Raw genomic sequence first — 18,960 nt, forward strand, 5'->3', positions numbered from 1 at the left:
CTGATGCCCCGGATGGGCACCCGCTTAGTCCTCGTAAGTGCCATCTTCCTTGGCACGTTTGGCAAAATCGGTCTCTTCCCCCGCAGCCAGACTGGTTGCTTGCGCAACCCAGCCATCGCGTTCAATCCGCCCCCTGAACTTCAACCGAGCGTCCACCCAAGCGATATTCCCAGCAGTCCATTTCGCGATCTGGTCATAGTGGTATATGCCCAGATCGTTCAGCTTTTCTTCCAGCTTCGGCCCGACACCTTTCAGCATCTTCAGATCATCGGCCTTGCCACCGCGCGCTGCGGTTAGCGTTTCGGGCTGGTCCTCATCCGCCGCTTTGGCCTTCGCCTCTTCAGCCTGCTTCACGGCAGGTTTCGGCGTCGCGCCTTCCTTCGGAGGTTTCGGGGCCGATTTGCTTGCCGCCGTCTTGCCATCCTTGCCCAACCACGGGGTCAGGATCGGAACCTCGGTCCCGTCGATGCGCTTGACGGTGTCGCTCAAATCAGTCGCCAGTTCAACACTGGCATTGTGTTCAGGCTTGCCCGTCTCGTATTCCACCAGGCTGCTGAGGCCGCTGAGCGGCTCCGCTGCATAGCGACCATTCTGCGGACCCGGAGTCGGAACCTTGCCCGCCACCAGATCATCGATGATCTTGCCAAAGCTCTCTGCGGTCAGGTCTTCGTAGTAATCCTTGCCGATCTGCGCCATCGGCGCGTTAGTGCAAGAGCCGAGGCATTCAACCTCTTCCCAGCTCAGCTTGCCATCGGCGGACAGCGCGTGCGGCTTGGCCGCGATCTTTTCCTTGCAAACCGCGATCAGGTCCTCGGCCCCGCAGATCATGCAGGACGTCGTGCCGCATACCTGAATATGCGCCACCGATCCAACCGGTTGCAGTTGGAACATGAAATAGAACGAGGCGACCTCAAGCACGCGGATATAAGCCATGCCCAGCATGTCGGCGACGGATTCAATCGCCGGACGGGACAGCCACCCCTCCTGCTCTTGCGCGCGCCACAGCAGCGGGATCACCGCGCTGGCCTGGCGACCCTCGGGGTATTTGGTGATCTGTGCTTCGGCCCATTGCTGGTTGGCAGCAGTGAAGGCGAAAGCATCGGGTTGTTCGGGGTGAAGACGGCGGAGCATTAGCGGTCAATCTCTCCAAATACGACATCCATGGTGCCGATGATGGCGGCGACGTCGGCCAGTTGGTGCCCTCCGGCGACGTGGTCCATGGCTTGCAGGTGCAGGAAGCCCGGCGCGCGCAGTTTGGCGCGGTAGGGTTTGTTGGTGCCGTCGGCCACCAGATAGACGCCGAACTCACCTTTAGGGGCTTCGACGGCGGCATAGACCTCGCCTGCAGGGACGTGGAAGCCCTCGGTATAAAGCTTGAAGTGATGGATCAGGCTCTCCATCGAGGTCTTCATGTCCGAGCGTTTCGGCGGGGTGATCTTTCCGCGTGCCAGCACGTCACCGGGGCATTCGCGGATTTTGGCGATGGCCTGACGGATGATCAACAGCGACTGACGCATCTCTTCCATCCGCACCAGATAGCGATCATAGCAGTCGCCATTCTTGCCGACTGGAATCTGGAATTCGAACTCGTCATAGCATTCGTAAGGCTGCGCGCGGCGCAGATCCCAGGCCAAGCCCGACCCGCGCACCATCACACCCGAGAAGCCGTATTTCTGAATGTCATCCTCGGTCACGACGCCAATATCGGCGTTGCGCTGTTTGAAGATGCGGTTTTCGGTCAACAGACCGTCGATGTCGTCCAGAACGGCGGGGAATTCGTGGCTCCACGCCTCGATATCATCCAGCAATTCCGGCGGCAGGTCCTGATGGACGCCCCCGGGTCGAAAATAGGCGGCGTGCAAGCGGGCACCACAGGCGCGCTCATAGAACACCATCAGCTTTTCGCGTTCTTCAAACCCCCAGAGCGGCGGCGTCAGCGCGCCAACGTCCATCGCCTGCGTGGTCACGTTCAGCAGGTGGTTCAGGATGCGCCCGATCTCGGAATACAAAACCCGGATCAGCGAACCCCGGCGCGGCACCTCAACCCCGGTTAGTTTTTCAATGGCCAGACACCAGGCATGTTCCTGGTTCATCGGCGCCACGTAGTCCAGACGGTCGAAATACGGCAGGTTTTGCAGATACGTCCGGCTTTCCATCAGCTTTTCGGTGCCACGGTGCAGCAGACCGATATGCGGGTCGCAGCGTTCGACAATCTCGCCGTCCAGCTCAAGCACAAGGCGCAAAACTCCGTGCGCTGCTGGGTGTTGCGGACCGAAGTTAATGTTGAAGTTGCGGATCTTCTGTTCTCCGCTCAGCGCGTCCGTGCTGCCGTCATCGTATCTTGAGCCGTCCATCAACGCCCTCGTTTCTTCTTTGCCTCGGCCCGAACGCGGACCTTTTCGGCCTCAGCCGCCTTGGCTGCAGCCCCTGCAAGCAAGACGCCCAAAGCGCCCAAAATGATCAGTTCGCCCATCATGTCAGCGTCGCTCCATCTCTTGCAGTTTCATGGCCATCATCCACAACAGGACAATCACAGCCGGAGAGATAACGCAGGCAAACGCCCAGTTCTTGTTGATCCCGAAATGCGGCAGCAGCTTGATCATCGGTACGATCGTTACGACCACCAGAACTATCCAGATCAGGAACTCAAACATGATGGCTACTCCTGTTTTTCATCCCCTGGTAGGATGTAATTCGCACCTTCCCAAGGGGACATGAAATCGAATTGCCGGTATTCCTGCACTAGGCTAACCGGTTCGTATACGACACGCTTTTCAGCCTCGTCATAGCGAACCTCGGTATAGCCCGTCGTCGGGAAATCCTTGCGCAGCGGATAGCCGCGAAAACCATAGTCAGTCAGGATCCGCCGCAGGTCGGGGTGACCCGAGAACAGGATGCCGAACATGTCGAACACCTCACGTTCGAACCAGTTGGCCGAGGGGTGAATATCCACGATTGAAGGCACCATATCCTCTTCGCGCACCGAAACCCGAAGGCGAATGCGCTGGTTCTGATACATCGACAAGAAGTGATAAACCACATCGAACCGCTTGGCCCGCTCGGGGTAATCGACGCCGGTGATATCAACCAGAGACGAGAATTTGCAGTTCTGGTCCGTCCGCAGGAACTCCACGAATTCCACAAGATTCGACGGGGCCACATCCACGTTCAGTTCGCCATGGGTCACATCCCAGAACAGAACACAATCGGCCCGCTTCAGCTCAAGCTGCGCGCCGAGTTCTTTGAGCGCGTCACTCATCGCGTCCCTCCTGAAGAACTTCGTCATAAAACGTTGCTTCGGCATCGTATGACTTGAAAAACTTCGCCATAAAATCAGGCATGACCGTCTTTTCGGCGTTTTGGCCAGCGTAAGCCACAATAGCCGCCATATCGCGCCATTTTGTCAGCACGACGATGTGGCAAGGGTCCTGCTCGCGTCTGACCAAGAAGGAAACTGACAGGAACCCGTTCAGGGTGCGCATTCCGGGCAAAGCACGGGTACGAAATGTCTCAACCCAGCCCGGAACATCCTCCCGAGCGACAACGGCTTCCCAGCGCCTGACGACAGCAGCACTCATCGGACAATCGTCCCCGTGCGGCGAATTTTGCGTTGCAGCTGCATCAGGCCGTACAGCAGCGCCTCGGCGGTCGGAGGGCAGCCGGGAACGTAGATATCTACGGGGACGATGCGGTCACAGCCGCGCACGACCGAATAGGAATAGTGGTAATAGCCACCGCCATTGGCGCAAGAGCCCATCGAGATCACATAGCGCGGCTCGGGCATCTGGTCATAGACCTTGCGCAGCGCCGGGGCCATCTTGTTTGTCAGGGTTCCGGCTACAATCATCACGTCCGACTGACGTGGGGACGCACGCGGGGCGATGCCGAACCGTTCCGCATCATAGCGCGGCATCGAGGTATGCATCATCTCAACCGCGCAGCATGCCAGACCGAAGGTCATCCAGTGCAAAGATCCGGTACGCGCCCAGTTAATGATGTCCTCGGTCGAGGTCAGCAGAAACCCTTTGTCCTGCAGTTCCGCATTCAGGGCCTGGGTGGCGACTTCCTTGTCGACGCCAGCGGTGTTTGCACCCGTCATCACTCCCATTCCAGGGCCCCTTTCTTCCATTCATAGGCAAAGCCGATGGTCAGAACGCCAAGGAACACCATCATGGACCAGAATCCCACATCGCTGATGTCTTTGAAGCCAACGGCCCAGGGGAACAGGAAGGCGATTTCTAGATCGAAGATGATGAATAGGATCGAGACTAGGTAGAACCGGACATCGAACTTCATCCGCGCATCGTCAAAGGCGTTGAAGCCACATTCATATGCGCTGACCTTTTCAGGGTCGGGATTACGGACAGCCAAAACCACAGCGGCCAGAATCAGGACGATCCCAAGGCCTACGGCAACGGCCAGAAACACCAGAATCGGGAGGTACTCCCGCAGCAGGTCTTCCACGAATAGCTCCTTTCCTGCGCATACCCCCAAAGGGTGCGCCGTCAATTGGCGTGTTGACTGGACATTCTCTATCCCTGCGGGGTCAGAGGGTCAACCGAACACAAACGCGCAGGGCGTGAAATATCCGCTTGCCAATACGGGTTGGTTCACCACGGCGATTCCCCGCCCCGCTGGATTGGGACTATCAGCTAAACCTTTTCAATCCATGCAGCTTTTCGTTTCTCGAAAAAAGCGGCGATTCCCTCCTGCGCTTCATCGGTTTCCCACCGGTCCACCAAGGCGCGGATGGTCTGGTCGATCACGGTGTCGTCAATCCGCGGTCCCAGATCACGCACCAGCGCCTTGGCCGAGGCGACCGCGCCAGGCGCACAGGACAGATAGGGAGCAACTTCGGCCTCAACCGCATCAGCCAGATCATCTACCGGGACTGTCTTGGCCAACAGCCCAAGCTGAACGGCTTCGGCGGCATCGAAGAGGCGCGCCGACATGAAGACGCGCCGTGCACGCGCCGCGCCCATACGGGAGATCACATAGGGGCCAATGGTCGCCGGGATCAAACCCAACCGGGTTTCGGTCAGCCCCATCTTCAGCGTATCAACCCCAATGGCGATATCGCAGACCGAGGCCAGCCCCACCCCGCCTCCGAATGCGTTTCCCTGCACCAAGCCGATCAACGGTTTGGGCATCGTGTTCAAGGCCTGCAACATCTCGGCCAGTTTGCGTGCTTCAACGAAACGGGTTGCGGGGTCAGCCGCCATCTGCGCCTGCATCCAGCCCAGATCACCTCCGGCGCAGAAGCTTTTGCCCGCGCCGGTCAGAACGACCACCCGAACTGCGTCGTCGGCCCCCAACTGCGCAGCCGCCTGCGTCAGTTCGGAAATCATTTGCGCCGACATGGCATTGTGTTTTTCTGGGCGGTTCAGCGTCAGAGTGGCAACACAACGCGCATCCGACGTAACCGAGATCGTTTCGAACATCCCTTACTCCGCCCGCATGGCGCGCGCCATCTGCGCGGCCTCTTCTACTGTGGCCATGTCTATGCCCGTCTCATACCCCAATCGTTCCAGATGAGCGACAACCGCTTCGGTCGCGACATTGCCAGCCGCGCCAGGCGCATAAGGGCATCCGCCCAATCCGCCAACTGCCGTATCGAAACTGCGAACACCCAGCGCAAGTGCAGCGTCGATATTGTCGATGGCGCGCCCATTGGTGTCATGGAAATGCCCCGCCAACCGCGTGACCGGCACCCTGTCACGCACCGCCAGCAGCATATGAGCGATGGTATCCGGCGTCCCCTTTCCGATGGTATCGCCCAGCGAGACCTCATAGCAGCCCAGCGCAAACAGCTTGTCCGCCACCTCGGCCACTTTTTCAGGTGCGGTCGGACCGTCATAAGGGCAGTCGGTCACGCAAGACACATAGCCCCGCACCGGCAGATCGATATGGCGCGCGGCCTCAAGGATCGGGGTAAAGCGTTCGATAGATTCTGCAATCGTCGCGTTGATATTGGCCTTCGAGAACCCCTCGGACGCCGAGGCAAACACTGCAATCTCATCCGCTTTAGCGGCCAACGCGTCCTCATATCCACGCATATTCGGTGTCAGCGCAGCATAGCGGATTCCATCGGCCCGGCTGATCCCGGCCAGCACCTCGGCACTACCTGCCATCTGCGGCACCCATTTGGGCGAGACAAAGCTGGCCACCTCGATCCGGTTGAACCCGGCGCGGCTGAGGCAATCCACCAGAGCGATCTTTTCCGCTACCGGGATTTCCCGCTGTTCATTCTGCAGCCCGTCGCGCGGCCCCACTTCGAATATCTCGACCCGATCGCCCATCTTACTCCTCCGCTAAGCTGTTGATCCAACTGTGCCACGGCTAAGGCGGCAGGAACAGGTCATTCCTCCTCCAGCCGGACCAGTGCGGCCCCGGCCTCGACCTGAGCGCCCGCCTCGACCAGCACTTCGGCCACGACGCCATCGCGGGCTGCCAGCAACGAATGCTCCATCTTCATAGCCTCAAGGATGGCCAACCGGTCGCCCTCGGCCACAGCCTGCCCAGACTGCGCAAAGACCGCCTTGACCAGACCGGGCATCGGGGCCTCGATCACATTGGTATTGCCAATGGCGCTGGTATCGCGGTCCAGCGGGTCGATCATCTCGAACACCTGGCCATAACCCTCGAATACCGTGATCTTGGAACCAGCGACTGAAACGCGCGGCATAGCTGCACCACCGATAGTCCAGTTCCCCGCGCTACGTTCGGCCAGAATCGTCTCGTTGCCGATGTGCCAGACCTGCCGGTTCGGACCTTCGACCTGCACATCCAGATCAATCACGTCATCCGCCACAAGCTGAACAGCACGATGCAGAGGCGCCCACAGCGAGAACCCAGTCTCCTCGCATGTGTCCACCAAACCCGCAGCGGTCATGGCCGCCGCAACTGCAGCACGCGTTGAGGTTGCCGAGGTCTGAACCAACCCATCCAGATCACGCCCGATCAGCCCGGTATCCACATCACCCGACGCGAACCCCTGATGGCGCGTCAGCGCGCCCAGAAAGGCAAGGTTGGTTACAGTGCCCGCGACCTCAGTCTGACGCAACGCACGGTGTAACTGTTCCAGCGCAATGTCGCGCGTAGGGCCGTGGACGATGACTTTTGCGATCATTGGGTCATACCACGGACTGATCGTATCCCCTGCCCGCACACCGCTGTCCGCCCGGCAGAGCGCCGGGAAATGCAGATGCGTCAACGTTCCTGTCGCAGGCAGAAAGCCTTTGGGCACGTCCTCGGCATACAGCCGCGCCTCGAATGCGTGACCCGAGATAGAAAGGTCACTCTGCTGTTTCGGCAGCGTCTCGCCCGCGGCCACGCGCAATTGCCATTCGACAAGATCAACCCCGGTAATCGCCTCGGTCACGGGATGCTCCACTTGCAGGCGGGTATTCATCTCCATGAACCAGAACCGATCCGGCCGCAGCCCGTCCGAGGCATCAACGATGAATTCAACCGTACCCGCGCCCTTATAGCCAATCGCCTCGGCGGCGCGTACACCGGCCTGCCCCATCGCTTCGCGCATTTCAGCCGTCATACCGGGTGCCGGAGCCTCTTCGATCACCTTCTGGTGGCGCCGCTGCAACGAGCAATCGCGTTCGAACAGATGAACCGCATGGGTGCCGTCGCCGAAAACCTGCACCTCGATATGGCGCGGTTTGGAGACGAATTTCTCGACCAGAACGGCGTCGTTGCCAAAGGCCGTGCTCGCCTCGCCTCGCGCACTGTGCAGCGCGTCTGCGAAATCTTCGGCACGTTCAACCAGCCGCATACCCTTTCCGCCGCCACCTGCAACAGCTTTGATGAGAACAGGGTAGCCGATTGTGTCCGCGGCACCGGCCAAATGCTCCGGGTCCTGATTGTCGCCATGATAGCCCGGCACCACAGGCACGCCCGCCTGTTCCATCAAGACTTTGGCAGCATCCTTGAGGCCCATCTTGCGGATCGCCTCGGCTGAGGGACCGATAAAGGTCAGCCCAGCCGCCTCGACCGCATCCACAAAATCCGGGTTCTCAGACAGAAACCCGTAGCCCGGATGGATCGCCTGCGCTCCGGTGTCGAGCGCCGCCTGAATGATCGTGTCGCCCTTCAGATAACTCTCCGCCGGGGCCGCACCACCGATATGCACTGCCTCGTCCGCCATCTGCACATGCTTGGCCGAGGCGTCCACATCAGAATAGACCGCAACGCAGGCCACACCCATCTTCTGGGCGGTCTCGATCACCCGACAAGCAATCTCACCCCGGTTGGCAATCAGGATTTTGGTGAACATGACTTACCCCTCAACCGTCAGATCTTCGACCAACCGGAACCGCTCGCAGAGCAGCTCCATCTCGGGCTCGAACCCGCCATTTCGTTCAAAGTACCGGCGGTGATCTTCGCGCCACCCCTCAAGCGTCTCATTCTCGCCTTCGGCCAACGCAAACTCCTCGGTCACATCGCAATAGCGGCAGATCGAAACTTCGACCGTTTCGATCACCAGCGCCGGTCGGTCGTCCCATTCCAAAGCGATGTCCCTGCGCCCTACAACCGGCGTGTCCGCACTGTCCTCGGGGTAATCCCGCAACGCGCCGCAGGTCGCGGTTTTCTTTCCTGCGCGCACCAACGCCAACAACTCGGCGCTCAGCGTTGCGTTGTCTCCAAACTTGAAGGTCTGCGCACCGGGGTAGCGGGATTTCAGTTTTTCCAGATCGACCATTTTACATCCTGAACACGCCAAAGCGTGTCTCCTCGATCGGAGCGTTCAACGCCGCACTCAGCGACAAGGCCAACACATCGCGCGATTTGCGCGGGTCGATGATGCCGTCATCCCAAAGCCGCGCCGAGGCATAAAGCGGATGCGATTGCTCTTCGAACATGTCCAAGGTCGGGCGTTTGAATTCGGCCTCTTCCTCGGTCGACCAGGTGCCGCCCTGCCGCTCGATCCCATCGCGCTTGACGGTGGCCAGAACGCCCGCAGCCTGCTCCCCGCCCATCACGGAAATCCGGGAATTCGGCCAGGTCCACAGAAAACGCGGCTGATACGCCCGCCCTGCCATGCCGTAGTTCCCCGCGCCGAACGAGCCGCCCACCAACATTGTGACCTTCGGCACCGAGGTCGTCGCCACCGCCGTCACCATTTTGGCCCCGTGCCGCGCGATGCCCTCGTTCTCGTATTTGCGGCCGACCATAAACCCGGTAATGTTCTGCAGGAACACCAGCGGGATGCGACGCTGAGAACACAGCTCGACAAAATGCGCGCCCTTCTGCGCCGCCTCGGAAAACAGCACGCCGTTATTGGCGATGATCCCAACCGGGCAGCCTTTAACATGAGCAAAGCCGGTTACCAGCGTTTCCCCGAAGCGCGGCTTGAACTCATCGAAGCGCGAGCCATCGACCAGCCGCGCAATCACCTCGCGGATATCATAGGGCGTGCGCAGATCGGCAGGCACAACCCCGAGGATTTCCTCTGGGTCATAGGCCGGGTCCTCAGGGTTGGCCCAATCCACCGTCTGCGGTTTGCGCAGGTTCAGCGACCCTACGGCTCGGCGCGCCAAAGCCAGCGCATGCGCATCATCCTCGGCCAGATAGTCCGCCACGCCGGACAGACGCGTATGTACGTCACCACCGCCCAGATCCTCGGCGCTGACCACCTCGCCCGTTGCGGCCTTGACCAGAGGCGGACCGGCCAGAAAGATCGTGCCCTGTTCCTTGACGATGATCGTCACATCCGACATCGCGGGCACATAAGCCCCGCCTGCCGTGCACGACCCCATCACTACCGCGATCTGGGCAATCCCCTTGGCGCTCATCCGAGCCTGATTATAGAAGATGCGGCCAAAGTGATCGCGGTCGGGGAACACCTCATCCTGATTGGGCAGGTTCGCACCGCCGCTATCGACCAGATAGATGCAGGGCAGATGGTTTTCCTCGGCAATCTCCTGTGCCCGCAGGTGTTTCTTGACGCTCATTGGATAGTAGGTGCCGCCCTTCACGGTGGCATCGTTGCACACCACCATGACCTCACGCCCCTGCACTCGGCCTATCCCCGCGATCATCCCAGCACAGGGCGCGGCGTCGCCATACATCCCATGCGCCGCCGTTGCGCCGATTTCCAGAAACGGCGACCCCGCGTCCAGCAGGTTCGCCACCCGGCGTCTGGGGAGCATCTTGCCACGGGCTTCATGCCGCGCGCGGGATTTCTCACCGCCGCCCATTCGGGCGGCCTCTGCAGCGGTTGAGATTTGCGCCAGCGCGTCGAGATGGGCGGTGCGGTTTGCCTTGTAGCCCTCAGAGGTAGGCATGGCTTTGGATACTAGCTTCATTGGTCTTTACCTTCCGGTTTAGATAGCTCAGCCCACCTAGCCAACCTGCGAGCCTCCACCCATCGAAGCCCCGACGCTTTCACGTGACACCTAGTCAGGATGGCACCGTTTTCCCCGCCTGAGGTGCAATCGCTTGCCCCAACCTTTGCGCGTGATCGGGATAGAACGTTTAGGTAGTTCTGGGCTTCCGCCTCATTCACAGCAGGAATCTCATTCGGGAGCTCTGCAAGTATTTCATGCGATCGTATTTCTAGGTGCCTGACAAACGCATTCTTGCAAGAAATTCGCGTCTTTAAAGAGGGTGGATAGTAGCAATGCCTAACTCCCCACTCAAAGCACTTGGTATCCATATGCATCTGAGTGATTGGGGCGCCCCTCGACAAAGCCGAACATCCGTCAAGCCATGCAAGAGCATCAATGTATTGGGACTCCGTACTCCGCGCACTCGCTTTTGATGCAAAGCACAAAGTAACTAAAAACAGGCTGACTAGTTTCATACAGCTGTCTCCCCAGCAGCCCGCGCCTTCAATTCCTTCCGGATAACCTTTCCCGTCACCGTCATCGGTAATTCCTCCAGAAACGCCACCTCGCGCGGGTAGGAATACTGCGCCAGACGAGCCTTGACCCACTCCTGCAGCTCTGTGCCCGACGCTTCGGCCCCTGGCTTCAACACCACATAGGCCTTGACGATCTCGGTCCGCAGCTTGTCGGGCTTGCCGACCACGCCCACGGTCGCCACTGCCGGGTGGGTCAGCAGGCAATCCTCGATTTCGGCGGGGCCGATCCGGTATCCGGCCGACGTAATCACGTCATCATCGCGCCCCATGAAGCGCAGATAGTCACCCACCCACACGCCACGGTCGCCGGTGATCAGCCAGTCGCCACGATACTTCTCAGCTGTTGCCTCAGGCCGGTTCCAGTATTCCAAGAGCATCGAGGCCGAGCCGCGCCGGATGGCCACGTCGCCCTCTTCATCGGTCGGATGGCCATCCTCGTCGATCACCGCCACCTCATGCCCCGGCACCGGTTTGCCAATACAACCGGGGCGCACGGGGAAATCCTCGGCGCAGGAGGAAACGACCATATTGCATTCGGTCTGCCCGTAGAATTCGTTGATCGTCAGACCAAACGCCCGCTGCCCCCAGGCCAGCATCTCGGCCCCCAGCGGCTCGCCGCCCGAGGCGACCGAACGCAGACCGGGAATGGCCTGATCCGCCGCTTTCAACATCCGCAGCGCGGTGGGCGGAAAGAAAACGTTGCGCACCCCGCCGCGCGCGACCACATCGGCGCAGGCCTCGGGCGTGAACTTCTCAAGCCGCGCAGCGACCACCGGAATGCCCAGCGCCAGACCTGGCATCAGCACGTCAAACAGCCCACCGATCCACGCCCAGTCGGCGGGGGTCCACAGGCAATCGCCGTCGCGCAGATGGTTATGGCTGATCGACACGCCGGGCAGATGGCCGGTCAGCACCCGATGCCCGTGCAGCACGCCCTTGGGGCTGCCAGTGGTGCCCGAGGTATAGATCAGCACCGCCGGATCCTCGGGGCCGGTATCGGCAAAGGGTAGCGTCTGATCCGACGGCGCGATTTGGTCGACACGCAGCGGATCCGCCAACCCACTCAGCAGCGTCTGCCCCTCGGCATCCGTCAGCACAACCTGCACCCCGGCGTCGCCCGCGCGTGACGCCAGCGCATCGCGTTGGAACAGCTTGAACAAAGGCACCGAGATCGCGCCCAGTTTCCAGATCGCCAGATGCGCCGCCGCACACCAAGGCGACTGACTAAGCAATACACCGACCCGATCACCGGGCCTGATCCGTTGTTGCAAAACCTGCCCAATGCCATCCGTCATCCGCGCAAGATCCCGGAACGTTATGTCCTTTCGCGCATCGCGTGTCAGATCAACGACTGCAACCTGATCATGCGGCTGCGCCAGACATTGCGCCGCCATATTGAGTCGGTCTGGCACATCCCAGCCACCCACACCCAGCATACCTGGTATGTTTCTAGCGGGACACATGGCTTGAACCTCCTGATTCAAAGAGATTTTTCCTTTTCGCGCGCACCCCAACTGTCACAGAAACTTGACACAGATCAGAGTTGGCAGGGGTCGGTTGATGCAAAACCGAAGCATCAAAACATTCAGAGGCCGTGACATGACCAAAAAACTCGCCGCTTTGACACTTTCCACTGCGCTTGTGGCGCTTGCTTCTCCTGTTCTTGCTCAGAACCAGGGTGATTGGACCGTTGGTATCGGTGCGGGGTATCTGGAGCCCAAATCCGATAACGGTACGCTGGCCGGGCTGGACGCCGAAGTCGATTCCGACGTCAGCGCAATCTTCACCGTTGAATACTTTGTCCGCGACAATCTGGGCATCGAGCTGCTGGCTGCAACCCCGTTCAGCCATGAAGTCACGCTGGGGGGCAGCGTCGACGCAGGCAGCCTCAAGCATCTGCCGCCCACCCTGTCGTTGAACTACCACTTCGACACAGGCACCGCCTGGAAACCCTATGTCGGTGCCGGCATCAACTACACGATCTTCTTTGATGAAAGCTCTGCCTTGGGCGATCTTGAGCTGGACAACTCGGTCGGACTCGCGTTGCAAGCCGGTCTGGACTACGCCATCACCGAACAAGGTGCCGTACGTCTGAACGTGCGCTGGTTCGACATCGACTCGGACGTGTCGCTTGATGGTGCCGATATCGGCGAAGCCGAGATCGACCCCTGGCTGATTGGCGTTTCCTACGTCCATCGTTTCTGATCCAACACTTCTGCGCCCCGCATCCTGTTGCGGGGCGTTTTTCGTCACGACATCTCACTCATCAACTCACGGCCAATCAGCATCCTGCGGATTTCGCTGGTGCCTGCACCGATCTCCATCAGCTTCGCATCGCGGAAAATCCGGCTGACGGCAGAATCCGACAGGAACCCGGCCCCGCCCATCGCCTGCACCGCCTGATGCGCCTGCGTCATCGCCGCCTCGGACGCATAGAGGCAACATGCCGCCGCATCCTGCCGTGTCACATCCCCCCGATCACAGGCTTTGGCGACCTCATAGACATAGGCCCGCGCCGAGTTCATCGCTGTATACATATCGGCGATCTTGCCCTGCATCAGCTGGAACGACCCGATAGGTTTGCCGAATTGCTTGCGCTCGGCCAGATAGGGCATGATCTCATCAAGACAGGCAGCCATGATACCGGTGCCGATCCCGGCCAGCACCACGCGTTCATAATCCAGACCGGACATCAAAACCGCGACGCCCTTGCCCTCCTCGCCCAACACGTTTTCGAACGGAACCTCGACATCTTCAAAGATCAGCTCGGCCGTGTTTGACCCACGCATCCCTAGCTTGTCGAAATGCGGGGATGTCGAAAACCCGGTCATCTCTTTCTCGATCAAAAAAGCGGTGATTCCGCGCGATCCCGCCTCCGGGTCGGTTTTGGCATAGACGACCAGAGTATCCGCGTCCGGCCCATTGGTGATCCAGTATTTGCTGCCATTCAGCCGGTAATGGTCGTTGCGTTTTTCGGCGCGCAGCTTCATTGACACAACATCCGATCCGGCTCCGGCCTCGGACATGGCCAGCGCGCCAACATGTTCACCCGAGACAAGTCGCGGCAGGTATTTTGCTTTCTGTTCGTCCGTCCCATTCAGCTTGATCTGGTTGACGCATAGATTTGAATGCGCCCCATAAGACAACGAGACCGAGGCCGAAGCCCGCGCCACCTCTTCAACTGCGACGGTATGGGCCAGATAGGACATCCCCGCTCCGCCATATTCCTCGGGTACGGTAATACCCAACATCCCCAGATCACCCATCTCGCGCCATAAGTCATTGGGAAAGGCGTTGGATTTGTCGACCTCGGCAGCCTTCGGTTTGACCCGCTCCTGCGCCCAGCGATGAACCATCTCCCGCAGGGCATTCACATCTTCACCCAGATCGAACTGCATTGTGGCCGTGAACATCCCCGACTTCCTCCAACTGGATTAATGAACACTTGTTCAAATAATTTGACACGGACAAGCGCGGACGTCAAGAACCTGGCGCAATCACTCAAAAAAACCTCGGATTCAGAGTATCTTCACGATTTCAACACATTGTCGTCCCGACGCTGAGCCAATAGGGTCTCGCCGACATGCGTTGAGTCGAAAATCATTTAGAAAGCAGATCCCATGGCCCCGACGAATGTGATTATTAACGGAGATTTCAGCAGCGGCCGCTCGAACTGGTCGGGCACCGACGTGGAAATCAACCCCGAGTTTGCCTTCCTTGGAAATGGTTCAAGGAATCTGGTTTCAGAATTGGATGGCCGCTCGGGTTTCACCACCGTTTTGGAACAGACGTTTACGCTGGACGATGCGCATTCGGGTATTTTGGAATTCGATACAGCATTGCGCACAGCCTCGCTGGGTAACGCGGGCACCGATGGGTTCACGGTCGAAATCGTGGACAGCGACGGCGTCGTGATTTCAACCATGACCGTTCTGCCAACTGAGGCCAGCTTCACAACAATCATCATAGACGTCGATTTCCCCGAGGCGGGTGACTACACGCTGCGATTCACCGAAATCGGCGTAGATGACAGCCTTGGCGCGATTGTCGACAACATCTCGCTTCTGATCTGTTTCTGTCAGGGAACGCTGATCGACACAGAACATGGTGAAATCCCCGTCGAACAGTTGAAGGCCGGCGATCTGGTGATGACGCAATCGGGGGCCAAAGCTTTGAAATGGGTCGGGCGGCGACATGTTTCCAAGGCCGAGATGACGGCTGAACCCAAGCTGCTTCCGATCCGCATTGCCAAAGGTGCGCTTGGACAAGGGATGCCGCATACGGATTTGTTGGTGTCACGACAGCACCGGATGCAGGCCTCGTCGCCCGTGGCAGAACGTATGTTTGGCGCGCGCGAGGTTCTGATCTCAGCCATTCGGCTGACCGCCCTGCCAGAGGTAGAAGTCGAGGCGCAGGCGTGTGCGACGACTTATTTCCATCTGCTTTTCGATGACCATGAAATTGTATTTGCGAACGGTGCCCCCAGTGAAAGCATGTTGCTGTCGCCGATGTCTCTGTCAGCCCTATCTGCCGAGACGTTGGAGGAGCTCCACCTGCTGTTCCCGGGCCTGACAGCCGTCACCCCGTCAACCTCGCAGCAGACCATCCCGCAGATCAAAAAGCAAAAACGGTTTGTCGAGCGTCTGGGCAAAAACAACAAACACCCGCTGGACCAGCGCGCGCATTAGCGTTGGTCAGGACTGATAGACCGCGCCAACCTCGGCCCGGATGATCCGCGCAATCAGGCGGCAATCTTCCAGCGAGAAGGTCAGCGGCACCCGCATATCCATGATCCCCGCCAGCACTCGGTCACTGGCAGGCAAAGGCGTGCTGTCCGCATAGCGCCAACTGTCGTATCGCGAGGTAAAACCAGTGGGCTCGGCCCCACCGAACCACTTCAACTCGACCCCACGCGCAGCGCAGCGGTGGATCACCTCGGCGATACGCTCGGGCGACCAATCCAGCAACAGGAATTGAATGGATGAGCCCACATAGGTCTCACCTTCGGGCCGTTCGACAATAGTTAGGCCGGGCGTGTCGCGCAGACCATCTTCGATCTCAGCATAGCGTTCGTTCCAGCGCGAAACCTGCTGGTCCAGATCCCGCAGTTGAGGCCGCAGGATCGCCGCCCGCAGGTTATCCATCCTGCCCGAGACATTGGGGGTGTTATATTTGATCCGCTCAAACACCTCTGGCCCCGGTGCGGCCAGATGACGTTCGTACAGCATATACGAGCCCGACAACATCGTCGCCTTCGCTGCAAGTTCCTCATCATCGGTGACCAGCAAGCCGCCCTCACCCGAGTTCACATGCTTGTAGGTCTGGCAGGAATAACACCCAATGGCCCCCTGCCGCCCCGACAATTGCCCGCGCCACGCTGCCCCCATCGTATGGGCGCAGTCCTCGATCACGATCACTCCTGCGGCGTCGCACATCTGCATCAGCCGGTCCATGTCGCACAGATGCCCGCGCATATGGCTGAGCATCAGCACTCGCGCCTTATCCAGCTTGGCTTCAAGATCGTCCAGATCAACCACCAACCCTTCGGTCACGCCCACGAACACAGGCCTCGCCCCGACCGAGGCGATTGACCCCGGCACCGGCGCCAGCGTGAAAGCATTGGTCAGCACCGGATCACCCGGCTGCACCCCAACTGCGCGCAGGGCCGTGGCCAGCGCATATCCGCCCGAGGATACCGCCAGACAGTATTTCGCCCCCATCTGCGCCGCGAATTCCTGCTCCAGCAGCGCGGTTTCGCCCAGTTCTCCGGGCACCACGTTATAACGGTGCAACCGCCCATGGCGCAGCACAGCGAGCGCGGCCTCGACCGCCTCTTCGGGGATGGGTTCCTGCTGGGTGAAGCTGCCAGTGAATATCTCGGTCATGGCTCTGTTCTGGTCCTCACGCCCGCTTGGGTCAAGAGACTAAGCCGCCGCACCAATCAACCCCTCGACCACGCGGGGCAGATCATCGAAATGATGCAGCAACGCCTCGGGCTCCAGCGCGGCCATATCGTCACCAGAAGGGCCGAATGTAACCAGAACCGAAGGCACGCCCGCCGCCTTTGCCGTGTTCCGGTCGGTATCGGAGTCGCCGATCAGAACACACAGGTCGGGATGACCACCTGCCCGCCGCGCAGCCTCGCGCAGCGGTTCGGGGTCGGGTTTGCGCACGGGCAACGTATCCGCCCCGACCAGAGCGGCGAACTGATCCCGCACTCCCATCTGTGACAGCAACTGATGCGCCAGCGCCTCGGGCTTGTTGGTGCAGATGCCCACGCCGTAACCGGCCGCTTTCAGCGCCTCAACCGCGTCCAACGCGCCGGGATAGAAGGTGGTATGGGTGTCGATGGCCTGCGCGTAGGCCTCCAGCAACATCGGGTAATAGTCCGAAATGGTCTGCTCTTCGAATGCTCCAACACGCTTTAACCCGTGGGTCAGCATCATCCGACCACCCCGAAGTGCCACGCCCGCGTCCTGCCCGTGGATCAGCACATCACCATGGCCCATATGACGAAAACAATGGTTCGCGGCCTCTAGCAGATCGCCGGATGTATCCGCCAAAGTTCCATCCAGATCGAAGATTACGGTACGCATAAAGCCTCCTGCCTCGGCGGGTTTTCGCCACGTCGTGTTGCAAACGGCAATCTAGTTTGATGCCCGAACCGCTTGCGCCTTTGCCCCCAGCGGATAAAACGGTCGCCAACAAAACACAAAGAGAAAACGAATTCATGAGCACCGCCCTTGTCATCCTCGCCGCCGGAAAAGGCACCCGGATGAATTCGGATATCCCCAAAGTTCTGCATCCCATCGCGCAAGCTCCGATGCTGGTCCACGCCATGCGCGCCGGGGCCGTGCTGTCGCCCGAACGCACGGTGATTATCACCGGCCACGGCTCCGAGGCCGTTGCCAAGGTCGCCACAGCCGAGGATGAGACCGCGCAGATTGCCGTACAAGAGGAACAGTTGGGCACCGCCCATGCCGTCGCCCAGGCCCGCGCCGCGCTGGAGGGGTTCGAAGGCGACGTGGTGGTCCTTTACGGTGACACGCCGTTTTTGCAGCCTGACACGCTGGAACGGATGATCGACGCACGCGCACAGAATGATTTGGTCATTCTGGGGTTCGAGGCCGCCGATCCCGCCCGCTATGGCCGTCTGGTCATGCAGGGAGACACGCTGGAACGGATCGTAGAATACAAGGACGCCTCGGATGAGGAACGCGCGATAAGTTTCTGTAACTCTGGGATTTTGGCCTGTGACGTACTAACCTTGCTCTCGTTGATCGACGCGGTAGGCAATGACAACGCGTCCGAGGAATACTACCTGACTGACGTGGTCGAGATCGCCCGCAGCCGGGATCTGAAAGTCACCGCTGTTGCCTGTAACGAGGCGCAGACGCTAGGCGTCAACTCGCGCGCAGATCTGGCCGCTGCTGATGCGGTATTCCAGGCTCGCGCCCGCGCAGACCTGCTGGATCTGGGCGTAACCTTGATGGCTCCGGAAACCGTCTACCTGGCCGCTGATACGATCATCGGACGGGACACGGTGATCGAGCCCAACGTGGTCTTTGGCCCCGGTGTCACCGTCGAAAGTGGCGCGACGATCCGGGCGTTTTCGCATCTGGAAGGCTGCCATGTCAGCCGCGGAGCTATCGTCGGCCCCTATGCCCGACTGCGCCCCGGCACTGAACTGGCCGAGAACACGCGCATCGGGAATTTCGTCGAAATCAAGAATGCCGAGGTCGCCGAAGGGGCTAAGGTCAACCACCTCAGCTATATCGGGGATGCCTCTGTTGGTGCGGCAACAAATATCGGAGCGGGTACGATCACCTGCAACTATGACGGGGTGATGAAGCACAAGACCACGATTGGTGAGAATGTGTTCATCGGATCAAACACCATGCTGGTTGCCCCCGTGACCGTGGGTGACGGCGCGATGACGGCGACCGGCACGGTGGTCACGCGCGACGTCGAGCCCGACGCTCTGGCCGTAGCACGGGCCAAGCAGGACAACAAACCCGGCTATGCGCGCAAACTTTTTGAAATGCTCAAGGCGAAGAAGGCTCGCCGCGACAAAGGAGCCTGAC

General features: G+C 59.8%; 20 protein-coding genes. 3 read left to right on the plus strand and 17 right to left on the minus strand.

Translation table 11 applies throughout. From position 1 onward, the window contains the following. Window positions 1-24: 24 nt before the first annotated feature. The 14 genes from nuoE to ACR0C5_RS05960 all read right to left on the minus strand — a co-directional run bounded on the left by nuoE (window position 25) and on the right by ACR0C5_RS05960 (window position 12,339). Window positions 25-1,131 carry an NADH-quinone oxidoreductase subunit NuoE gene (gene nuoE, locus ACR0C5_RS05895; RefSeq protein WP_480875237.1) on the minus strand — a complete coding sequence of 369 codons (1,107 nt, stop codon included), beginning with the start codon at window positions 1,129-1,131 and terminating at the stop codon, window positions 25-27. Beyond that, window positions 1,131-2,354 carry an NADH-quinone oxidoreductase subunit D gene (locus tag ACR0C5_RS05900; RefSeq protein WP_170352614.1) on the minus strand — a complete coding sequence of 408 codons (1,224 nt, stop codon included), beginning with the start codon at window positions 2,352-2,354 and terminating at the stop codon, window positions 1,131-1,133. Before ACR0C5_RS05900 ends, nuoE begins: the two co-directional genes overlap by 1 nt. Continuing rightward, window positions 2,354-2,476, minus strand: coding sequence for a hypothetical protein (locus tag ACR0C5_RS05905; protein ID WP_257599041.1), 123 nt, complete (start codon window positions 2,474-2,476; stop codon window positions 2,354-2,356). Before ACR0C5_RS05905 ends, ACR0C5_RS05900 begins: the two co-directional genes overlap by 1 nt. Before the next feature lies 1 nt (window position 2,477). Further along, entirely contained in the window at window positions 2,478-2,654 is a 177-nt protein-coding gene (locus ACR0C5_RS05910; protein WP_170784206.1) for a hypothetical protein, read from the minus strand. 5 nt (window positions 2,655-2,659) lie between these two features. Then, window positions 2,660-3,259 carry an NADH-quinone oxidoreductase subunit C gene (locus tag ACR0C5_RS05915; protein WP_480875241.1) on the minus strand — a complete coding sequence of 200 codons (600 nt, stop codon included), beginning with the start codon at window positions 3,257-3,259 and terminating at the stop codon, window positions 2,660-2,662. Continuing rightward, window positions 3,252-3,578 (minus strand): antibiotic biosynthesis monooxygenase, encoded by a 327-nt coding sequence (locus ACR0C5_RS05920; protein ID WP_170769266.1) that lies wholly within the window; start codon window positions 3,576-3,578, stop codon window positions 3,252-3,254. The genes ACR0C5_RS05915 and ACR0C5_RS05920 overlap by 8 nt, the downstream gene beginning before the upstream one ends. Continuing rightward, window positions 3,575-4,108: a NuoB/complex I 20 kDa subunit family protein gene (locus ACR0C5_RS05925; RefSeq protein ID WP_037307875.1), complete on the minus strand. Its 534-nt coding sequence runs from the start codon at window positions 4,106-4,108 to the stop codon at window positions 3,575-3,577. Before ACR0C5_RS05925 ends, ACR0C5_RS05920 begins: the two co-directional genes overlap by 4 nt. Next, window positions 4,099-4,464, minus strand: a complete 366-nt coding sequence (locus ACR0C5_RS05930) for an NADH-quinone oxidoreductase subunit A (protein WP_050602775.1) — start codon at window positions 4,462-4,464, stop codon at window positions 4,099-4,101. The genes ACR0C5_RS05925 and ACR0C5_RS05930 overlap by 10 nt, the downstream gene beginning before the upstream one ends. Window positions 4,465-4,652: 188 nt before the next feature. After that, entirely contained in the window at window positions 4,653-5,441 is a 789-nt protein-coding gene (locus ACR0C5_RS05935) for a crotonase/enoyl-CoA hydratase family protein (protein ID WP_480875246.1), read from the minus strand. A 3-nt stretch (window positions 5,442-5,444) separates the two neighbouring features. Beyond that, window positions 5,445-6,299 carry a hydroxymethylglutaryl-CoA lyase gene (locus ACR0C5_RS05940; protein WP_170769264.1) on the minus strand — a complete coding sequence of 285 codons (855 nt, stop codon included), beginning with the start codon at window positions 6,297-6,299 and terminating at the stop codon, window positions 5,445-5,447. A 59-nt stretch (window positions 6,300-6,358) separates the two neighbouring features. After that, on the minus strand, window positions 6,359-8,287 hold the full coding sequence (locus ACR0C5_RS05945) for an acetyl/propionyl/methylcrotonyl-CoA carboxylase subunit alpha (RefSeq protein WP_480875249.1): 1,929 nt from the start codon (window positions 8,285-8,287) through the stop codon (window positions 6,359-6,361). A 3-nt stretch (window positions 8,288-8,290) separates the two neighbouring features. Further along, complete coding sequence (locus ACR0C5_RS05950; protein ID WP_480875251.1) at window positions 8,291-8,713, minus strand: ASCH domain-containing protein; 423 nt, start codon at window positions 8,711-8,713, stop codon at window positions 8,291-8,293. 1 nt (window position 8,714) lies between these two features. Then, window positions 8,715-10,319 carry a carboxyl transferase domain-containing protein gene (locus tag ACR0C5_RS05955; RefSeq protein WP_480875254.1) on the minus strand — a complete coding sequence of 535 codons (1,605 nt, stop codon included), beginning with the start codon at window positions 10,317-10,319 and terminating at the stop codon, window positions 8,715-8,717. A gap of 493 nt (window positions 10,320-10,812) precedes the next feature. Then, the gene (locus tag ACR0C5_RS05960; RefSeq protein WP_480875257.1) at window positions 10,813-12,339 is read right to left on the minus strand and encodes an AMP-binding protein; all 1,527 of its coding nucleotides are present in this window, start codon (window positions 12,337-12,339) and stop codon (window positions 10,813-10,815) included. Between the two features lie 136 nt (window positions 12,340-12,475). On the opposite strand from ACR0C5_RS05960, the gene ACR0C5_RS05965 reads away from it, so the two are divergent. Next, window positions 12,476-13,081, plus strand: a complete 606-nt coding sequence (locus ACR0C5_RS05965; RefSeq protein WP_170769258.1) for an OmpW/AlkL family protein — start codon at window positions 12,476-12,478, stop codon at window positions 13,079-13,081. Window positions 13,082-13,125: 44 nt separating this feature from the next. On the opposite strand, the gene ACR0C5_RS05970 is transcribed toward ACR0C5_RS05965, so the two are convergent. Next, window positions 13,126-14,289, minus strand: a complete 1,164-nt coding sequence (locus ACR0C5_RS05970; RefSeq protein WP_170769257.1) for an isovaleryl-CoA dehydrogenase — start codon at window positions 14,287-14,289, stop codon at window positions 13,126-13,128. A 207-nt stretch (window positions 14,290-14,496) separates the two neighbouring features. On the opposite strand from ACR0C5_RS05970, the gene ACR0C5_RS05975 reads away from it, so the two are divergent. Beyond that, on the plus strand, window positions 14,497-15,564 hold the full coding sequence (locus tag ACR0C5_RS05975) for a Hint domain-containing protein (protein WP_170769256.1): 1,068 nt from the start codon (window positions 14,497-14,499) through the stop codon (window positions 15,562-15,564). 6 nt (window positions 15,565-15,570) lie between these two features. Here ACR0C5_RS05975 and ACR0C5_RS05980 read toward each other — a convergent pair whose 3' ends face one another. Then, a complete protein-coding gene (locus ACR0C5_RS05980) occupies window positions 15,571-16,761 on the minus strand; it encodes a DegT/DnrJ/EryC1/StrS family aminotransferase (RefSeq protein ID WP_480875259.1) in 1,191 nt (396 codons plus the stop codon). 39 nt (window positions 16,762-16,800) lie between these two features. Further along, a complete protein-coding gene (locus ACR0C5_RS05985) occupies window positions 16,801-17,472 on the minus strand; it encodes an HAD-IA family hydrolase (protein ID WP_170352600.1) in 672 nt (223 codons plus the stop codon). Window positions 17,473-17,606: 134 nt separating this feature from the next. On the opposite strand from ACR0C5_RS05985, the gene glmU reads away from it, so the two are divergent. Then, window positions 17,607-18,959, plus strand: a complete 1,353-nt coding sequence (gene glmU, locus ACR0C5_RS05990) for a bifunctional UDP-N-acetylglucosamine diphosphorylase/glucosamine-1-phosphate N-acetyltransferase GlmU (protein ID WP_480875262.1) — start codon at window positions 17,607-17,609, stop codon at window positions 18,957-18,959. The last annotated feature ends 1 nt before the right edge of the window (window position 18,960 follow it).

It is taken from the genome of Ruegeria sp. N8, from assembly GCF_056531325.1.